Here is a 16062-nt window from a genome sequence, read left to right as displayed (position 1 = left end):
TACCTTTCTCAGCGGCCGTCGCGTAGCTCCGGTATGGACACAGCCTACGCCGGGCTCTCGGACCGCGTCCTCGTGGGCCCGGACCCCTGGAAGGACCGGCTCGTGAGCCACGATATCCAGTGTGTCGCGGCCCATCCGGACGCCCCCCAGCGTGCGTTCGTCGGCACCGTCGACGCCGGCCTCCAGTACACGACCGACGGCGGCGGGTCCTGGAGCACGGCGCTGGAAACGCCCGACCGCGTCACCGCCGTCACCGTCGACCCGCAGGATCCCGACGTGGTGTGGGCAGGCACCGAACCAAGCGCTGTCTACCGGTCGACAGACGGCGGGCAGACCTGGACCGAACGCGAGGGGCTGACCGACCTGGAATCGTCGTCCCGGTGGTCGTTCCCGCCCCGTCCTCACACCCACCACGTCCGCTGGCTCGCGGTGGCACCGGACGACGCCGATTGCCTCTACGTCGCCATCGAGACCGGTGCGTTCGTCCGGAGTCTCGACGGCGGGGAGACGTGGCTCGACCATCCCGACGGCGCCCGTCGGGACAACCACACACTGGCGACCCACCCCGGCGCGCCCGACCGAGTCTATGCCGCCGCCGGTGACGGCTACGGTCACTCGACCGACCGGGGCGAGACCTGGACACATCCGCAGGACGGCCTCGACCACCGCTACGTCTGGGGACTCGCCGTCCATCCCGAGGACCCCGAGACCGTCGTCGTCTCGGCTGCGACCGGGCCGCGGTCGGCCCACTCCACGACCGGCGAGAGCTACGTCTATCGCTCGACCGGCGACCGCTGGGAGCGCGCGATGGGCGGTCTCCCCGGTCCCGACGGACTGGCACGGCCGGTACTGGCCGCCGGTGAGGGCGCCGTGTTCGCCCTGACGAACCACGGGCTGTTGCGCTCGCCCGAGGGACGTGAGTGGACCCAGGTCGGCCAGTGGACGACCGACTACAATCAGGTGCCACGTGGGCTGGCGGTGGTCTAGACCGCCCCACCGACCAGGAGGAGCGGGACCGCGGTCACGGCCGTCGCGACGGCCGACAGGAGGACGATCTGCAGTGCCTTCCGGCGGTCGGCGCGCACCGCCTCGGCCTCGGCCACGGAACCCGTTGAGCCACCCGATCCCGAGAGGTCGTACCGGGCCAGCGCGCCGAAGGCCGCACAGAACCGGAAGTAGTCCTGCAGGACGCCGATCCACCCGCCGAAGACGAACGGGACGGCGCCCCAGAGGACGGTCGTCGGAACCACATCGAAGACGACAGCGACGACGAGGGCCGCCGCAACGACGAAGGACCCGACACCGGCGATCCGTCGGCGACGACGCTCGACCGTGCCGATGTTACAGACTCCGGGCTGGTACTCTGTCATACCGGCGGCAGGGACTCCAGCGGCATATGGCGTCCGAAACGCGGGCGCCAGCGGTGACCGGTGAGCGAGAGACGCGTCGGGAGGTTTTATTACCGGCGGCTGTCAACTCCCGCACATGACCCGAATTGGTCCCCTCCACGAGTTGAGCGACACCTGGCGATACGCCCTGCTGGGCGGCGCCCTCTCCATGCCGTTCACGCTCGTCAGCTACTGGCAGTCCGGTACCGAGATGTCACTGAGTTCGGTGTTCCTCGCGGCCATCGTCGTCGGCTACCTCGCGAAGCGACGCGGCCTCCGGAGCAGTGCCGTCGGCCTCCGGACGGGCCTCGTCGGGACGCTCCCGGCGCTGTGGATCGTCTGGGACATGGCTGCGGCCATGACCGCCCTGGACGGTCCGCCGTGGTTCATCGCGGGCGGGACGCTCGCAGTCGCTACCTTCGTCGTGTTCGCACTCGGGTTCGTCGCCGGTATCTCGGCGCTGTTCGGCTCGCTTGGCGGCCGTCTCGGCGGCTGGCTCGCCGAGCGGAACGAACCGCGACCGCCGGCCGCCGGCCACTGATCGTCGCGAATCGAGAAGGTATTTCCCTCCTGACACCCTGACGACGCGTATGCACGACGTCGTCGTCGTCGGTGCCGGCCCCGCGGGCTCGCGGTACGCCCGCCAGGCGGCCCGGCAAGGGCTCGACGTGCTCGTCTTCGAACAGGGGACGGTCGGCGAGCCACTGGCCTGTTCCGGCCACGTCAGCACGGACGTCTGGGAGTACACCGATGACGCCCGTGCCGACCTCCTCCAGAACGAGGTGTTCGGCGCCCGGTTCCACACAGGCGGTCCCGGCAGCGGCGACTACCCCTTCTACAAGGACGAGCCCGTCTCGAACGTCATCGACCGCGTCGGGCTCGACCGCCACCTGGCCGAACTGGCTCGCGCGGCCGGTGCCGACGTTCGCGAGGGCCACACCGTCGTCGGGGTCACCGAGGACCGCGACGGCGTCACCGTCGAGGTTCGCGGGCCGGACGGCGTGGAGACCCACCGCGCCCTGATGGTCGCGGGGTGTGACGGCCCCAAGAGCCGTGTCCGGCGCGAACTGGGGCTACCGGAACCCGACGAGTTACTCCACGGCGTGCTGGGGTTCGACGAGACGACGGACCACGGCGACTTCGTCGACGTCCATCTCACCGTCCCGCGGTTCTTCGCCTGGCGCATCCCACGGGGCGAGGCCGGTGTCGAGTACGGTCTGGCGGTCCCGCCCGGCGACGACGCCCCCGGCCGGTTCGACGCGTTCGTCGACGGGTACGGCGCCGACGTGACCCGGCGCTGCTCGGGGCTGATTCCGGTCGGCCCGCCCAGACGCGTCACCGGCCGGCGCTCGTTCCTGATCGGCGACGCCGCCGCCCAGACCAAACCGTTCACCGGCGGCGGGATCCTCTATGGCATGACCGCCGCCGACCACGCCGCGAGCGAGATCGACCCTTCCGACCCCGCGACACTGGGCGACTACGAGCGCGCCTGGCGCGCGGAGTTACGGACCGATATCAGACTCGGCCACGCCGTGCGGGCCGGCTACTCGGTCCCGGAGCCAATCCAGCGAGCGGGGATGAAACTGTTCGAAGGAGAGATCGGCGTCCACATGGACCGCCCGACGACGGTCTTCTCGCGCGAACAGTTGAAGGCGCTGCTGTCGCGGTCCTGAGCCCGGTTCGAGCGGCTCTCCGCACGAGACAACTCAGTTCGTGAGCTTCGCCGAGATGGGCACCAGCACCCGCTGGTACCCCAGGAGGTAGACCCCGGCGTACAGCGCGATGGCACCCATGAACAGTTCCCAGCTTCCGAAGACCGATTGCCCGGCCAGCAGGTCCGCCATCCCGGCGTTCTCCGTCAGCGCGCCGACGACGGTGAGGACGCCGGCGGCGACCGCCGAGAGCACCAGGCCCAGCAGTTCGACCAGCGATTCCGAGAGCAGTCCGTTCATCGCCTGCCCGTAGACGAGAGCCAATTATAATCCTTTCGTCGAATAGAAACCGTCTTTACGCCGAAACGATGGTGGAAGTATATGGTGCAGACACAGAATATCGACCACGCGACGATGGCCAAGCGGGGGTTCCTCCTCGGCGTCGGCCTGTTCGTCGTCGGCCTCCTCGGCGAAACCGTGGGGGCAGCAGTCGCCGGGCCACTGCCCGGCTGGGAACAGCTCCTGTTGACCAACATGGAAGGGTTCGGTATCCTCATCGGCCTCCTGTCACCGCTCGTGTTCGGTATCATCCTGCCGCTAATCGAGTGAGTCGCTCGCGTCGTTGGTAGAAGCTATTTATCACTACTCCGGGTAGTCCCGGCCATGCAGGCTTCACGGTTCACCGCGGCGGCGGCCGCCGTTGCACTGCTTGGCTGTCTGGTCGCGTTCGTCGCGCCGCTCGCGCTGGGCGCCGGTCCGGGCATCCGGGGTAGTGTCACGCTCTCGGCCGTCGTCGGCGCTATCTTCGCCGCCAAGAACGCACAGACGATCCGTGACCGGGGCCGGCCCCGGTTCGCGGCGGGCGTGATGGCCACGGCACTGGGTGCCTGGCTCATCGTCGCGCCGCTGCAGTACCAGGACGTCAGTGCGGCACTCACCGCGACCACGCAGTTCGGCGGGATGTGTCTGGCGGCGTTCTCGGCGTACACCGCTCTCGTCGCTATCGAGGGGTACATGGGCGACGCAGATACGCCGGGCGACGATACCGGCTACTCGTAACGTGGACACCGCGCGGAGACGGCCGATCCGTCGACGAACGGCAGGTCGGCGCGGACGGCGTCGACCTCGCGCCCGTCGACGCGAACCGTGAGCGATTCCTCGGGGAGTTCCCAGTCGACGGTCGCCAGCGCGATCGGCGCCTCCAGCGTCGGGCTCTCGACGGCACGGGTGACGCTCCCGACGTGGTCGTCGCCCGCGAAGACGGCGGCCCCGGCGTCGGGCACTGCCTCGGCGCGGAGCCCGACGAGTCGCGTACTCGGGTGCCCCCGGTTCTCGATGCGGGAGACGACCTCCTGGCCGACGTAACAGCCTTTCTCGAAGTCCAGCGCGGTCCGGAGTCCGAGGTCGTTGGGCAGTGCACCCTCGATCTCGGTGTCGAACAGCGGTGTCCCGGCCTCCAGGGTCAGCGTCTCCCAGGTTCGGTAGCCAAAGGGGACGGCGTTGAGTCCGCGGTTGACGAGCGTGTCGAAGACGGCCTCGGCGTCCGCGGCCGCACAGACCACGTCGAAGCTCTCCTCACCGGCGAGGTTGTCGGTCCGGACGACAGTGACACCAGCGTCGCCCAGTTCGCCGCGGACGAACGAGAGTGGAGCCTCTGGCGTGCCACTCTGGTGGAGGACGCTCGCGATCTTCTCGGTCGCCTTCGGCCCGTGGACGCCGAAGACGGCGAAGTCGTCGGTCGCGACGTCGATCTCGACGTCCTGGATGAACGTCTTCTCGCGCCACTCCTCGGCCAGCGGGCCGGCCCGCTGTGGCGGCGTGAACACCAGCAGGCGCTCGCCGGCGTTGTAGACGTACATGTCGGTCTCGACGGCACCCTGTGGGTCCAGCAACAGCGCGTAACAGCCCGCGCCGTCGGCGTCGGGCACGCGGTTGGAGACGGCGTTGTCGACGTAGTCGACGCGGTCCTCGCCGGTGACGACGAGGACGCCGTAGCCGAACTCACAGACGCCGACGACGTTGCGGACCGCCCGGTGGGTCCGCTCGGGCCGCCCGTACGTGTCGACGACGCGGCGCCCGCCGACGGTCCGGAACGTGGCTCCGTGGGCCTCGTGGACGTCCTCGAGAACAGTCATCGGTCACCGATGGGAGCCTCTGGGGGAAAAGGGTCCCGTTACCGCTGTCGCATGGCGAGCAGGGTCACCAGGACGACCGCGACCAGCGCGATCACGGGCGTGAAGCCGGGCCCGTCGACCTCGATGAGTCCACCTGGTTCCTCGGTGGGCGTGGGGGTAGTCGTCGGCGGCGGCGGGGCTGGCGTCCCGGTCGGCGTCGGGGTCGGCGTCTGTTCGTTGCCGGCTTCGACCCCCTGGACGACGATGCTCGTCGAGAGCGATCCCGAACGGGCGGAGAACTCGACCGGACCAGCACTCGGTATCTCGGCCGTCAGGACACCGTTCGCGTTGGTCGTCCCGACACTGCTCCCGTTGCGCGCGATGGACGCCCCCTCGACCGGGTCGCCGTACTCGTCGCGGACCGTCAGTCGCGCGGTCTCCCCGACGACGATCCGGCGGTTGTCGGAGGTGAGGTTGAGCCGCGGGGTCCGCTGGATGGTCGCATCGAGGGACGTGTCACTCTCCCGGACAGAGAGGATCTTGCGAGTCGTCTCGTAGCCGTCCTTGGTGACGGTCGCGCGGTACTGGTCGTTGACCGGGACCTGAAGCGTCGCTTCACCGTCCGAGAGGGTCTGGACCGAGCCCACGCCACCGACGGTGACAGTCGCGTTCCGGACGGGTTCGGGGTCGTCGAAGTGGTCGTCGGTGACCGAGAACGTGACCAGTGCCGACCCCTCCTCGATCGTAATCTCACGGCGCGGCTGTCCTTCGAAGGTCCGGTCGACGCGGGTGTCGAAGTAGCCGGCCTTCGAGACGGTGACGCGGTACTCGCCCTCTTCGATGCGCTGTGAAGTCATCGTGCCGTCCGAACCGGTCCGGCGATCCGTGACGAACTTCCCGGAGCGGTACAGGGTCACGCGAGCGTTCTCGACCGGGTTCCCGTTGCCGTCGACGGCAGTGATCGTCGCGACGGCCGCTTCCGAGACCTCGATCCGGACCTCCTGGCTGGACGCGCCGTCGATCGTGACCGGGACGTTACGGACGTACGTATCGTCGTGGACCGTGATCGTGATATCGGCCCCCTCCGGGACGTCGACGAGCGCCTGCCCGTTCGCGCGTGTCGTCTCGTTGACCGGGCCGCCGTCACCGTCGTTCCAGGTCGTCGAAACGGTCGCGCCGCTGACCGGATCGCCGTCCTGGTCGACGACAGTAACAGTGAGTGTCACCTGCGACTGTGCGACAGCGGGCGCGGGAACGAGCGCAGTCGTCAGCGCTACCACGACGAGAGCGACCGTGAGCGACTGCCACGGTGTGTGCATAGTGGAGGAGTCACATGGCACCCGTAAATCTCTGTCGGCAGTGTGAGATTATCGCCGTCCGGACGTTTCCGAGTCGACGAGCCGGGATACCTCGTCGGCCTCGATGGGGACCAGCGGTCCCGGCATCGTCCGGGCCAGTGCAGCGGCTGCCGCGCCGTGGAGCAGCGCATCGTCGGTCGCACTGCCCGCAGACAGGCGGTCGATAACCGCACCGACGAGCGCGTCGTGCTGGCCGGAACTGTCGACGATGTCCGTCTCGATAGCGTCCTGTTCGTGGACGACGCCGTCGTGGTAGGCGACCGCGCCGCGCTCGCTCCGGGTCAGGAAGACGTAGTCGAAGTCGTAGGTGGACGCGAGCGTGTGACTCAGTTCCCGGGGGGTTCCGGACCGGTTGAACACTGCCGTGGCCTCGTCCTCGTTCGCGAAGAGGATATCGACGGCGTCGAACAGGTCCTCCAGTTGTGCGAGCGCGGTGTCCGCGTCCCACAGCCCGGGATGGAAATCCAGATCGAGCGCTCGCGTCCCGGAGGCGGCACGCATGAGCGCACCGAGCGTACTCGCGGCGGTGTCCGACAGCGCGGCGGTCGAGCCGGCCGCGAACACGACGTCCGCGGCCTGGATCGCCTCCATCGGGAGCTCTCCCGGTGTCACCGTCGCCGCGGCGGCCGCCGACCGGTCCTGAATCAGTCGGTCCTCCCGCGGCGGCGTCGCGTCCTCGTAGAAGGTCAGTCCCTGTCGTCCCTCGCCGCCGTCGGCCCAGACCACCTCGGTCTCCAGCCCGTGTTCGTGGAGTTCGGCGACGACACGCCGTCCCAGCGGTGTATCGGGAAGCTTCGAGAGCCAGACTGTCTCGGTCCCCAGCCGACTCGCCGTGGTCGCGACGTTGCTCGCGGTACCGTCGGCCCGCATGGACACCTCGCGTGCCGTCTCGAACCGGTGCCCCTCCGGCGGAGCGAACCGAAGTGCCGTCTCACCGAAACTGACCAGTGTCATACCGTGGCAATCGGTAGTATCCGACTTAGTTCACACGCCTCTATCGATGAATCTGTCGGGTCGGCCTGTCGAAGGAACCGGCGCGGTCAGTCCCGTCGACCGCCGTGGCCGGGATAGTCCCGCTCGAAGCGGTCTTCGAGTTCGGTCCGGTCGATCTCGATGACGGTGGGACGGCCGTGCGGACAGGCGTAGGGGTTCTCGCAGTCGTCCAGCGCGGCGAGCAGGTCCCGCACCGACCCCTCGGCCAGCGAGGTGTTGCCCGTCACCGAGGGGTAACACGCCAGGTCCCCCAGCAGTTCGTCGGCCGCCGCCTCGACCGTCGCGGCGGCCTCGTCGGCACCCTCGACGAACGCACCGAGGACGTCACGGACGATGTCGGGGCCGGCGGCGTCCGCGATGACTCCCGGGAGGGTGCGGACCTCGATGGTCCGTTCGCCGGTCCGGGCGGTGTGAAAGCCCAGGCTCGCTAGCGCGTCGGCCCGGTCGGCCAGGACGGCCGCCTCGCGGGCGGTCAGTTCGAGTGCGACCGGCTCCGCAAGGGCCTGTGTAGTCGTCTCGCCCTCGAACTCGGCCTTCAGGCGCTCGTAGTTGACCCGCTCGTCGGCGGCGTGCTGATCGAGCAGGACCAGCCCGTCGTCGGTCTCGGCGACGACGTAGGTCTCGTGGAGCTGGCCCAGGATGCGCATCGACGGCAGCGTGTCGTGGTCGGTCGAGGGCGCCTCGCCGAGGCGGTCCTGCTCGTGGCCACCCGTGAACTTCCGCTCCGGGTCGGTCGGTCGACGGTCCGCCCGCGCTGTCGTCTCGGTACCGCCGGCGGTGTCGTCGCCGTCGGTCCCCGCCCCCCGCGTCTCGCCGCTGTCTGCGGGAGGCCGCGACCCGTCGCCACCGGTTCCTGCTGATCCACTCGTCCCGGCACCGGACGGCTGCGAGCGGTCGGTTCCACCGGAAGCGCTCCCCGCACTGTCGACCTCGGGCGTGGCATCTGCCGGTGGTGGCGTGTCTCCGGCCCCCGTTCCACCCGAAGCCGGGGTGCCCGCGGTGGCGGCGTCTCCCCCCGCGTCCTCGCCACCGGCGCCGCTACTGCCCGGCGTGATCTCGGTCTGTTCGGGCTGTGAGCGACCCCGTGGAGCCGACGAGCGCAGCAGGCCCTCCCGGAGCAGTGCGTCCTCGACGGCAGTTCGGACCTGTTCGCGGACGCCCTCGTCGTCGGCGAACCGGACCTCCATCTTGCGGGGGTGGACGTTGACGTCGACGTCGCCGGCCGGGACGTCGAGAAAGAGCACCGCGAAGGGATAGCGGTCGGGCGCCAGTTGCGTCCCGTAGGCGTCGATTGCGGCGTCCTGGGCGGTCTTCGCGCGGACGTAGCGGCCGTTGACGTACGTCGAGAGGTACTCGCGGCCGGCGCGGGTGGTCTCGGGGTGCGAGACCAGGCCGGAGACCCCGTCGAGTGGCCCGTCCGGGAGGTCGTCGCCGTCGACCGCAATCATCGACGTCGCGACCTCGCGGCCGTAGACCGACAGGACGGTCTCACGGAGGTCGCCCTGCCCCGTCGTCGCGAACGTCTCGCGGCCGTCGTGGGACAGCGAGACCGCGACGCCCGGGTTCGCCAGCGCGTAGCTCGTGACCACGGTGTTGACGTGGGCGAACTCCGTCGACGCCTGCTTGAGATACTTTCGGCGGGCCGGGACGTTGTAGAAGAGGTCGTCGACGGCGATGGTCGTCCCCTCGGGACAGCCCGCGGGCCCGACGTCGGTCACCTCGCCGCCCTCGACGACCAGTTCCGTCCCGACGTCGCCACCGCGCGGTCGCGTGGTGATCGTCAGCCGCGAGACGGCGCCGATGGCGTGCAGCGCCTCCCCGCGGAAACCCAGTGTCCCGACGCCGGCCTCCAGGTCGGCGATGTCCCGTATCTTCGAGGTGGTGTGTTGCTCGACGGCCCGCTGGACCGACTCCCGGTCCATGCCGATACCGTCGTCGCGAACCCGGACGCCCTCGGTGCCGCCGGCCTCGACGGCCACCTCGACCCGGTCGGCGTCGGCGTCGATGGCGTTCTCGACCAGTTCTTTCACGACGGAGGCGGGTCGCTCGACTACCTCGCCCGCCGCGATGCGTTCGACGGTCCGCTCGTCGAGTTGCTGGATGTCGCTCATGTGGCTCCCCACGTGGTCATTGTGGCCCGATAACGGACGGAGCGACTTGAGCGTGACTGGCTCGCGGTCTGTCAGCGTTGGTATGGAAATAGTTAACACGGCACAGTACCCACCACCGAGTGGGTGAGTGACGATGTGTCACCACAGAGGCCACGACAGAGAATGGACGACAGCGAGTGAGCCGCTGGACGACGAGGAGTCCGAAACCGAGGACGAGCCAGGACTGCCGTCGTTCCTCAACGAGACGGCGACCGATGAGGACGTCGACATTCTGACCGACGGCGGCGACGAGGCGTAGCGACCAGCCGTTTTTTCGCCCCACAGCGCCGACCGGGTGAGTGAAGTAGCACCACGGCGACTGGGGGAGTACGATACCGATGGAACAGTACGACCAGCTCTATCGGCTGTACGAGGAGATGGACACGGCGACGTTACGTGCCTACCAGGAGTTCGTCGATCTGTTCCCACCGCTCGACTCGCCGATCACGCTCGAACAGTGGGGCGAGATCAAGGAAGAACTGGAGGGTCGGAAGGCCGTCGTCGCCGAGCAGTTCCCGGCGACCGGCGAGACCTACGCCGAGATCGCCGCACGACTCACCCGCGACGAGGCCTTCACCGCGCTGGACCTCTACACCAAACACGACCGGGCCGTCAACGTCCTCGTGCTGGACGTCGACGAGACGCTCCGGTCGGCCGGCTACACCGACAACGAGATCCCCCGTGACACGCTGCACCTGCTGACCGAGTTCCACGAGGCGGATGTTCCGATCGTCGTCTGTACCGGCCAGACCCTGGAGAACGTCAAGGGGTTCACCATCCAGGGGCTGGGCAACGACCTCGTCTCCTCGGGGTCGGTGAGCATCGTCTACGAGTCCGGCAACGGCGTCTTCACCCCCGGTCACGGTCCGGACACCAAACGGCTCCTCTACGACGACCTGGATCCCGCGATCGTCGCCGTCTTCGACGCCGTCCGCCGGCGTGTCCTCTCGGAGGCCCCCGAAGGGTTCGCCCACCGGGTCCACCTCCAGGGCAACGAGTTCAACGTCACGCTCAAACCGAACGCCGAGATCGGCAGCGAGACGGCGATCGAGGTCATCGACGAGGGACTCCGCTACCTCTGTGGTCTGGTCGGCCGCGTCGTCGCCGACGAGACCGACACTGCCCTCGACCGCCCGGCCGCAGCCGCCAGGACGTACTTCAGCCGTGATCCCGAAATCCGAGCGGTGTTCGAGGCCGGGGGCGAGGCAGTCGACGTCGACCTCGGCGAGGTCCCCGAGGCGTTCCTCGACGTGCTCGAACGGATCGACCTCGGCTACTACGAGGGCGACGCCGCCGAACTCGTCAGCCTGGAGCTGGACAAGGCTGCGGGTGTAGAGGCCGCACTAGACGTACTCGGCATCACGGACCCGTTCGCACTCGTGATGGGCGACAGCAAGAGCGACCTCCGCGTGATGGAGTGGGTCGCCGACCACGACGCCGGTATCGCCGCCGCGCCCGACCACGCGTCGGCCGATGTGCTGGCCCACGTCGAGTCCCACGACGACCTGATCTTCGAGGCTGGCGACGCTACCTCCGTGCTGCGGGTCGCCTACGGGAGTCGACTGCTGGCGACGCTTGGCGAACGCAGCGTCTGACCACGCCAAAGGATTAGACGCTTCGAGACCAAACGGCGGGGTATGTCTCTGGACTCGGTGTTCGGGAAGGTCCCGGACCCACAGTCACACTCGTTCCCCAGTTACTCGCTCCCGCAGGGTGAGCCGGTCAGACCCATCGCGGTGACTGCCGACGAACTGTCGACGCTGCTGGACCTCTACGAGGCGTTCGCCGCCGTCGACCCGACCGGCATCGACAGCAACCCGTTCCTGCGTGCGACGAGTGATTTCCTCGAACAGACCTTCGGGACGACCCTGGAGCGCCCCGACGAGCAACTGCACGACGACATCGCGTCGATGCTCAACGACTTCGCGGACGCGCTGGACGGCGCCGACGTCGGTGTCGTCGACGCCACGGCGGCCCACCACCGGACGCTGTACTTCTTCCTGACCGGTTCGAAGGGGTACCACGTGGCCCCACACATCCGGTTCGATCCGGACCCGGCCGCCGTCGAGACGCTGTTCGCGGTCTTCCAGCGGGTCCTCGACCAGGAGTTCTACCTCAGGCGACCGAAGTCGGTCCTGGAGTAGGGGCGCCGGAGCGTATTTCCAGTTGCCGAGCCTACACTATCGTATGGCACTCGACGTTATTGTCCCGGACCCACCCACCCTGTCGGGGCCACAGCCACGGGACGAGTACGAGGCGATCGACACGCACGAGGAAGAGCCCGAGGACGACTACCGCCGAGCGGAGATCGCAGGCGTCCTCGCCGAGGGTGCCTGGCACGACGCCTTCGAGGAGTGGACCACGCAGACCGGTCTGACGGAGACGGAGTTCGACGTCGTCGTCGAGTTCGGACTCGTCGACGCGCTGGACTTCTTCTGGGACCCCGCGTCGGGCGAGGTCGGCTACCGAGCACCGACGCTGCCGGCCCCGGCCCGCGCGGATCTCGACCGCGCGGACGCCGACGAGATCGAGTCGGAACTGGACTCACTGGGCCGGATCGTCTCCGAGACGCTGGAGAACGACTACCTGGTGCGCGACGAGGAGACGTTCGGGTTCTTCGCCGACCAGGTACCCGAGGAGACGTTCGACTACGACGATACCGAGGAATGAGTGCGTGACAGCCCAGCGCCGCCGGAACTGGGGCTCGATCGTCGTCGCGCTGGGCATCGTCCTGCTCGGCGTCGGTGTCCTCGCCGGATTGGTGTACGCGGACCTGACGACGACGGTCACCAGAGCGGACTACAAGACGTTCCAGGCGGGCTGTGACGACCTCGACGGACAGACGCGTCTCGTCGACGGCGGCCTCGGGATGGAGCCGGTCGAACTGAACGAGACGCACGTCCAGCAGTGCCGGAACACCTCCTACGCCGAGTACAGGCTGGGGCGTCTGCAGGCGATGGACAGCGCACCGCTGAACGCACGCCAGTGGGTGCTCTACGGCGGTGCCGGGCTGGCGTTCGTGCTGGGCGGGAGCGTACTGTTGCGCCAGGAACTGTTCCCCGACCGGTGAGTCCGAGGCCGTCGGGAGCCCCCGTGGCCGGCGGCGGGGCGTATCGGCGACCACTCACTCGTCGAGGTCGGCCTGCCACTGCTGGACCTTCGCCATCAACTCGACCGGTGGCGTCTCGTTGACGTCCAGGTCCGCAAGCGCCGCGAGCACGTCCTGGGCGTCCTCGCCGAAGCGGTCGGCAAGGGTGTCCGTCATCGTCTCGGCCGCCCCGCCGTCGGCGCTGGCCCGCTGGTCGTCGCCCGCTCGATCGGTGCCACCGGCGAAACTGCCCGACGAGAGGTCGAAGACAGCCTGTTTTGTCCCGCTCCCGCCGCTACCCCCCTTCGCCTCGATGGCCTTCTCCTCGCGGAGTCGGTCCAGTACCTCCTGCGAGCGGTCGACGACCGGTTCGGGGACGCCGGCCATGTCGGCGACGTGGATACCGTAGCTCCGGTCTGTCGGGCCGTCCCTGACCGTCCGGAGGAAGGTGACCTCGTCCTCGCCCTCGTCGGGGTCGCCGGCGACGGCGACGTGGACGTTCTCGACGCGACCGAGGTGGTCCGCCAGCGTCGTCAGTTCGTGGTAGTGGGTCGCAAACAGCGTCTTCGCGCGGACCTCGTTGTGGAGGTACTCCGTGGCCGCCCACGCGATACTGATGCCGTCGAAGGTAGCAGTCCCGCGACCGACCTCGTCCAGGATCACGAGCGACTCCTCGGTCGCCGAGTGGAGGATGTTCGACAGTTCCTGCATCTCGACCATGAACGTCGAGCGGCCCTGTGCGAGTTCGTCCAGCGCGCCGACACGGGTATAGATGCCGTCGACGACGCCGACAGTGGCCGAGCGGGCCGGGACGAAACTGCCGACCTGTGCCAACAGTGTCAGCAACGCCGCCTGGCGCATGTAGGTCGACTTCCCGCTCATGTTGGGGCCGGTGACGATCAGGAACTGGCGGTCCGCGTCCATGAAGAGGTCGTTGGGGACGAACTCGGTGGTCTGCTCGACGACGGGGTGGCGGCCGGCCTCGATGGCCAGTTCCCGCCCGTCGGTCAGTTCGGGGCGTGTCCAGTCGTTCTCGACGGCGTGGACGGCCAAGGAGGCCAGTGCGTCGACCTCCGCCAGCGCCCGCCCGACGTCCTGCAACAGCGTCGCGTGCTGGGCGACCCGCTCCCGCAGGTCCTGGAACCGCTCGTACTCCATGTCGTGGCGCCGTTCCTCCAGGCGGAGCACGTCCCGTTCTTTCTCGTCGAGTTCGGGGATGGTGTACCGTTTCGAGTTCTTCAGCGTCTTGATCTCCTCGTAGTCGTCGGGCACCTGGTCGGTCTCTGACTTCCCGACCTGGATGTAGTAGCCGTCCGTCTTGTTGCGGTCGACCGAGAGGTGGGTGATGCCGGTCCGCTCCTTCTCGCGGTCGGGCAGGGTCTCCAGCCACTCCAGGGCGGCCTCGTGCTCGTCGATGAGGTCGTCGAGGTCGTCGTCGTAGCCCCGGCGGAACAGGCCACCCTGGGTGACGGTCCCCGGCGGGTCTTCGACGAGGGCGTCGTCGAGGTCCGCTGCCAGGGCAGCAGCAGCGTCGCGGTCGGCGCCCGCCAGCGCGTCTGAAAGGGGCGAGTCGGCCAGTCGCTCGGTGTCGGCCACGGCGTCGGCGATGGCCGGGAGCAGCGCTAGCGTCTCCTGGGCGGCCCGGAGGTCCCTGGCGTCGGCGCTCCCCGACGTGGCGCGTGCGGCCAGCCGTTCGAGGTCGTAGGCGTCCCCGAGCGTCTCGCGGATGGTCTCGCGGACCATCGCCTCACGCGTGAACGCGGCGACGCTGGCCTGCCGGCGGCGCAGTTCCCCGCGGTCCCGGCGCGGCCGCTGGAGCCAGCGCCGGAGGAGTCGACCCCCCGCAGCGGTGACGGTGTGGTCGATGGTATCGAACAGCGACCCCGAGGTGTCGCCCTGCATCGTCTCGGTGAGTTCGAGGTTGCGCTGGGTCGTCGCGTCCAGGTCGACTGTCTCGCGGGCGCCGTAGGCCTGCAGGCGCGTGACCGCCGCCAGCGTCCCGACACCGGTCTCCTCGACGTAGGCGAGGATGGCACCCGCGGCGGCGATGGCCGCGTCGTCGTCGGCGACGCCGACGCTCTCCAGGGTCTCGGCGCCGAACTGCTCGCGCACCCGGTGGCGCGCCCGGCCCGGCGCGAACGACTCCGTGGCGTGCAGCGTCAGCGTGGCGTCGGTCCGTTCGCGCAGCAGTTCGAGGAAGTCGTCGTCGGTCCGCAGATCCGGCCCCGGCAGGATCTCGGCGGGTGCGAACGTGTACAGCTCCGAGAGCACCTCCCCGATGTCGGCGTCGTCGAGCTGTGTCACCTGGAACTGTCCGGTGGTCACGTCGGCGAACGCGAGGCCGTAGGTGTCTCCATCACGAACGACCGTCGCGAGGTACTGGGCGGCGTCGTCCCCAGTCTCGACGTGCGTGCCTGGCGTCACCACGCGGGTGATCTCGCGGGCGTGGCCATCAGCCGTCTCGTGCTGGTCGGCCACCGCGACGCGGTAGCCCCGTTCGACCAGCGCCGAGACGTACGGCGTCAGGTCGTCGACGGGGACGCCGGCCATCGGATACGAGGAGCCATGTGAGGACTTCTGTGAGACCTTCAGATCGAGTTCGTCGGCCACCAGTTCGGCGTCCTCGTCGAAGAACTCGTAGAAGTCGCCACACTGCATCGCCAGCACGTCGGCGTCGGTCTCCTCCTTGAGCGCGAGGAACTCCCCGACGATACCCGTCGCCTCTGTCATATCCCCCTCTGTGGCCGTCCACGGGGTAAGGATTGCGGGTGCGGACGATAGCCCGCCGACGACCCGATCGGGGCCACTCTAAATGGGCGTACTGACGGCTATATAGACTGATTTCGACCGAAGCGGCTAAATGAGCGGTTGTTCAATCGGGACTATGGCCGATAGTTTCCACGTCGCCTTCGTCTGCGTCCAGAACGCCGGTCGCTCGCAGATGTCGACCGCCTTCGCCGAACAGGCCGTCGACGAACGCGGCCTCGCGGACCACGTGACCGTCCACACCGGCGGGACCGACCCGGCCGACCACGTCCACGAGGAGGTCGTCACGGTGATGGACGAACTCGGGGTCGACCTCTCGGACCGCGAGCCACGCGAGATCCCGGCCGACGAACTGAACGACTGCGATCTGGTCGTCACGATGGGCTGTTCGACGCTCTCGCTGGAGGCCGACGTCGAGATCCGTGACTGGGCGCTGGCGGACCCAGACGGCCAGGACCTCGACGCCGTCCGGGCCATCCGTGACGACATCCGTGGCCGAGTGGGCGACGTCTTCGACGACATCGAGTCGCGACTGGAGTCGACTGCCTGACAG

General features: G+C 68.7%; 17 protein-coding genes and 1 pseudogene. 11 read left to right on the top strand and 7 right to left on the bottom strand.

Annotated features, from left to right (window positions below):
• Positions 1 to 33: 33 nt before the first annotated feature.
• Entirely contained in the window at positions 34 to 987 is a 954-nt protein-coding gene (locus Hhyl2_RS15810; RefSeq protein WP_483551728.1) for a WD40/YVTN/BNR-like repeat-containing protein, read from the top strand.
• On the opposite strand, the gene Hhyl2_RS15805 is transcribed toward Hhyl2_RS15810, so the two are convergent.
• A complete protein-coding gene (locus Hhyl2_RS15805; protein ID WP_483551727.1) occupies positions 984 to 1370 on the bottom strand; it encodes a hypothetical protein in 387 nt (128 codons plus the stop codon). The two genes, Hhyl2_RS15810 and Hhyl2_RS15805, sit on opposite strands and share 4 nt — an antisense overlap.
• 115 nt (positions 1371 to 1485) lie before the next feature.
• Here Hhyl2_RS15805 and Hhyl2_RS15800 point away from each other — a divergent pair, with 115 nt between their 5' ends.
• Positions 1486 to 1929 carry a DUF5518 domain-containing protein gene (locus Hhyl2_RS15800; RefSeq protein ID WP_483551726.1) on the top strand — a complete coding sequence of 148 codons (444 nt, stop codon included), beginning with the start codon at positions 1486 to 1488 and terminating at the stop codon, positions 1927 to 1929.
• A gap of 49 nt (positions 1930 to 1978) precedes the next feature.
• The gene (locus Hhyl2_RS15795) at positions 1979 to 3061 is read left to right on the top strand and encodes a geranylgeranyl reductase family protein (protein WP_483551725.1); all 1083 of its coding nucleotides are present in this window, start codon (positions 1979 to 1981) and stop codon (positions 3059 to 3061) included.
• Positions 3062 to 3094: 33 nt separating this feature from the next.
• Here Hhyl2_RS15795 and Hhyl2_RS15790 read toward each other — a convergent pair whose 3' ends face one another.
• The gene (locus Hhyl2_RS15790) at positions 3095 to 3340 is read right to left on the bottom strand and encodes a DUF8151 family protein (protein WP_483551724.1); all 246 of its coding nucleotides are present in this window, start codon (positions 3338 to 3340) and stop codon (positions 3095 to 3097) included.
• An 81-nt stretch (positions 3341 to 3421) separates the two neighbouring features.
• Between Hhyl2_RS15790 and Hhyl2_RS15785 the strand changes: the two genes are divergently transcribed.
• Together Hhyl2_RS15785 and Hhyl2_RS15780 are read left to right on the top strand one after the other, a co-directional pair.
• The gene (locus Hhyl2_RS15785; protein ID WP_483551723.1) at positions 3422 to 3649 is read left to right on the top strand and encodes a DUF7860 family protein; all 228 of its coding nucleotides are present in this window, start codon (positions 3422 to 3424) and stop codon (positions 3647 to 3649) included.
• A 54-nt stretch (positions 3650 to 3703) separates the two neighbouring features.
• Positions 3704 to 4099: a hypothetical protein gene (locus Hhyl2_RS15780; protein ID WP_483551722.1), complete on the top strand. Its 396-nt coding sequence runs from the start codon at positions 3704 to 3706 to the stop codon at positions 4097 to 4099.
• Here the strand turns inward: Hhyl2_RS15780 and ygfZ are convergent.
• From ygfZ to mutL, 4 genes are all read right to left on the bottom strand, one after another.
• Positions 4090 to 5175 (bottom strand): CAF17-like 4Fe-4S cluster assembly/insertion protein YgfZ, encoded by a 1086-nt coding sequence (gene ygfZ, locus Hhyl2_RS15775; protein WP_483551721.1) that lies wholly within the window; start codon positions 5173 to 5175, stop codon positions 4090 to 4092. The genes Hhyl2_RS15780 and ygfZ overlap by 10 nt on opposite strands.
• Positions 5176 to 5213: 38 nt before the next feature.
• Positions 5214 to 6473: a PGF-CTERM sorting domain-containing protein gene (locus Hhyl2_RS15770; protein ID WP_483551720.1), complete on the bottom strand. Its 1260-nt coding sequence runs from the start codon at positions 6471 to 6473 to the stop codon at positions 5214 to 5216.
• Positions 6474 to 6521: 48 nt separating this feature from the next.
• On the bottom strand, positions 6522 to 7466 hold the full coding sequence (locus Hhyl2_RS15765) for a sugar kinase (RefSeq protein WP_483551719.1): 945 nt from the start codon (positions 7464 to 7466) through the stop codon (positions 6522 to 6524).
• A gap of 86 nt (positions 7467 to 7552) precedes the next feature.
• A complete protein-coding gene (mutL, locus tag Hhyl2_RS15760) occupies positions 7553 to 9616 on the bottom strand; it encodes a DNA mismatch repair endonuclease MutL (protein WP_483551718.1) in 2064 nt (687 codons plus the stop codon).
• A gap of 133 nt (positions 9617 to 9749) precedes the next feature.
• Between mutL and Hhyl2_RS15755 the strand changes: the two genes are divergently transcribed.
• The 5 genes from Hhyl2_RS15755 (at position 9750) to Hhyl2_RS15735 (ending at position 12725) form a co-directional block, all read left to right on the top strand.
• Positions 9750 to 9914: a hypothetical protein gene (locus Hhyl2_RS15755; RefSeq protein ID WP_483551717.1), complete on the top strand. Its 165-nt coding sequence runs from the start codon at positions 9750 to 9752 to the stop codon at positions 9912 to 9914.
• A 79-nt stretch (positions 9915 to 9993) separates the two neighbouring features.
• Complete coding sequence (locus Hhyl2_RS15750) at positions 9994 to 11250, top strand: HAD family hydrolase (protein ID WP_483551716.1); 1257 nt, start codon at positions 9994 to 9996, stop codon at positions 11248 to 11250.
• 42 nt (positions 11251 to 11292) lie between these two features.
• The gene (locus Hhyl2_RS15745) at positions 11293 to 11799 is read left to right on the top strand and encodes a hypothetical protein (RefSeq protein ID WP_483551715.1); all 507 of its coding nucleotides are present in this window, start codon (positions 11293 to 11295) and stop codon (positions 11797 to 11799) included.
• 43 nt (positions 11800 to 11842) lie between these two features.
• A complete protein-coding gene (locus tag Hhyl2_RS15740) occupies positions 11843 to 12325 on the top strand; it encodes a DUF7992 family protein (RefSeq protein ID WP_483551714.1) in 483 nt (160 codons plus the stop codon).
• A gap of 4 nt (positions 12326 to 12329) precedes the next feature.
• Complete coding sequence (locus Hhyl2_RS15735) at positions 12330 to 12725, top strand: hypothetical protein (RefSeq protein ID WP_483551713.1); 396 nt, start codon at positions 12330 to 12332, stop codon at positions 12723 to 12725.
• A 261-nt stretch (positions 12726 to 12986) separates the two neighbouring features.
• Here the strand turns inward: Hhyl2_RS15735 and mutS are convergent.
• Positions 12987 to 15473 (bottom strand): annotated as a pseudogene (mutS, locus tag Hhyl2_RS15730) (DNA mismatch repair protein MutS); the annotation flags it as partial.
• Positions 15474 to 15627: 154 nt separating this feature from the next.
• Here mutS and Hhyl2_RS15725 point away from each other — a divergent pair.
• A complete protein-coding gene (locus Hhyl2_RS15725) occupies positions 15628 to 16059 on the top strand; it encodes an arsenate-mycothiol transferase ArsC (RefSeq protein ID WP_483551712.1) in 432 nt (143 codons plus the stop codon).
• Positions 16060 to 16062: the final 3 nt, after the last annotated feature.

This window comes from Haloarcula sp. H-hyl2, assembly GCF_056934385.1.
This window is presented reverse-complemented; position numbering and strand designations above follow the sequence as displayed.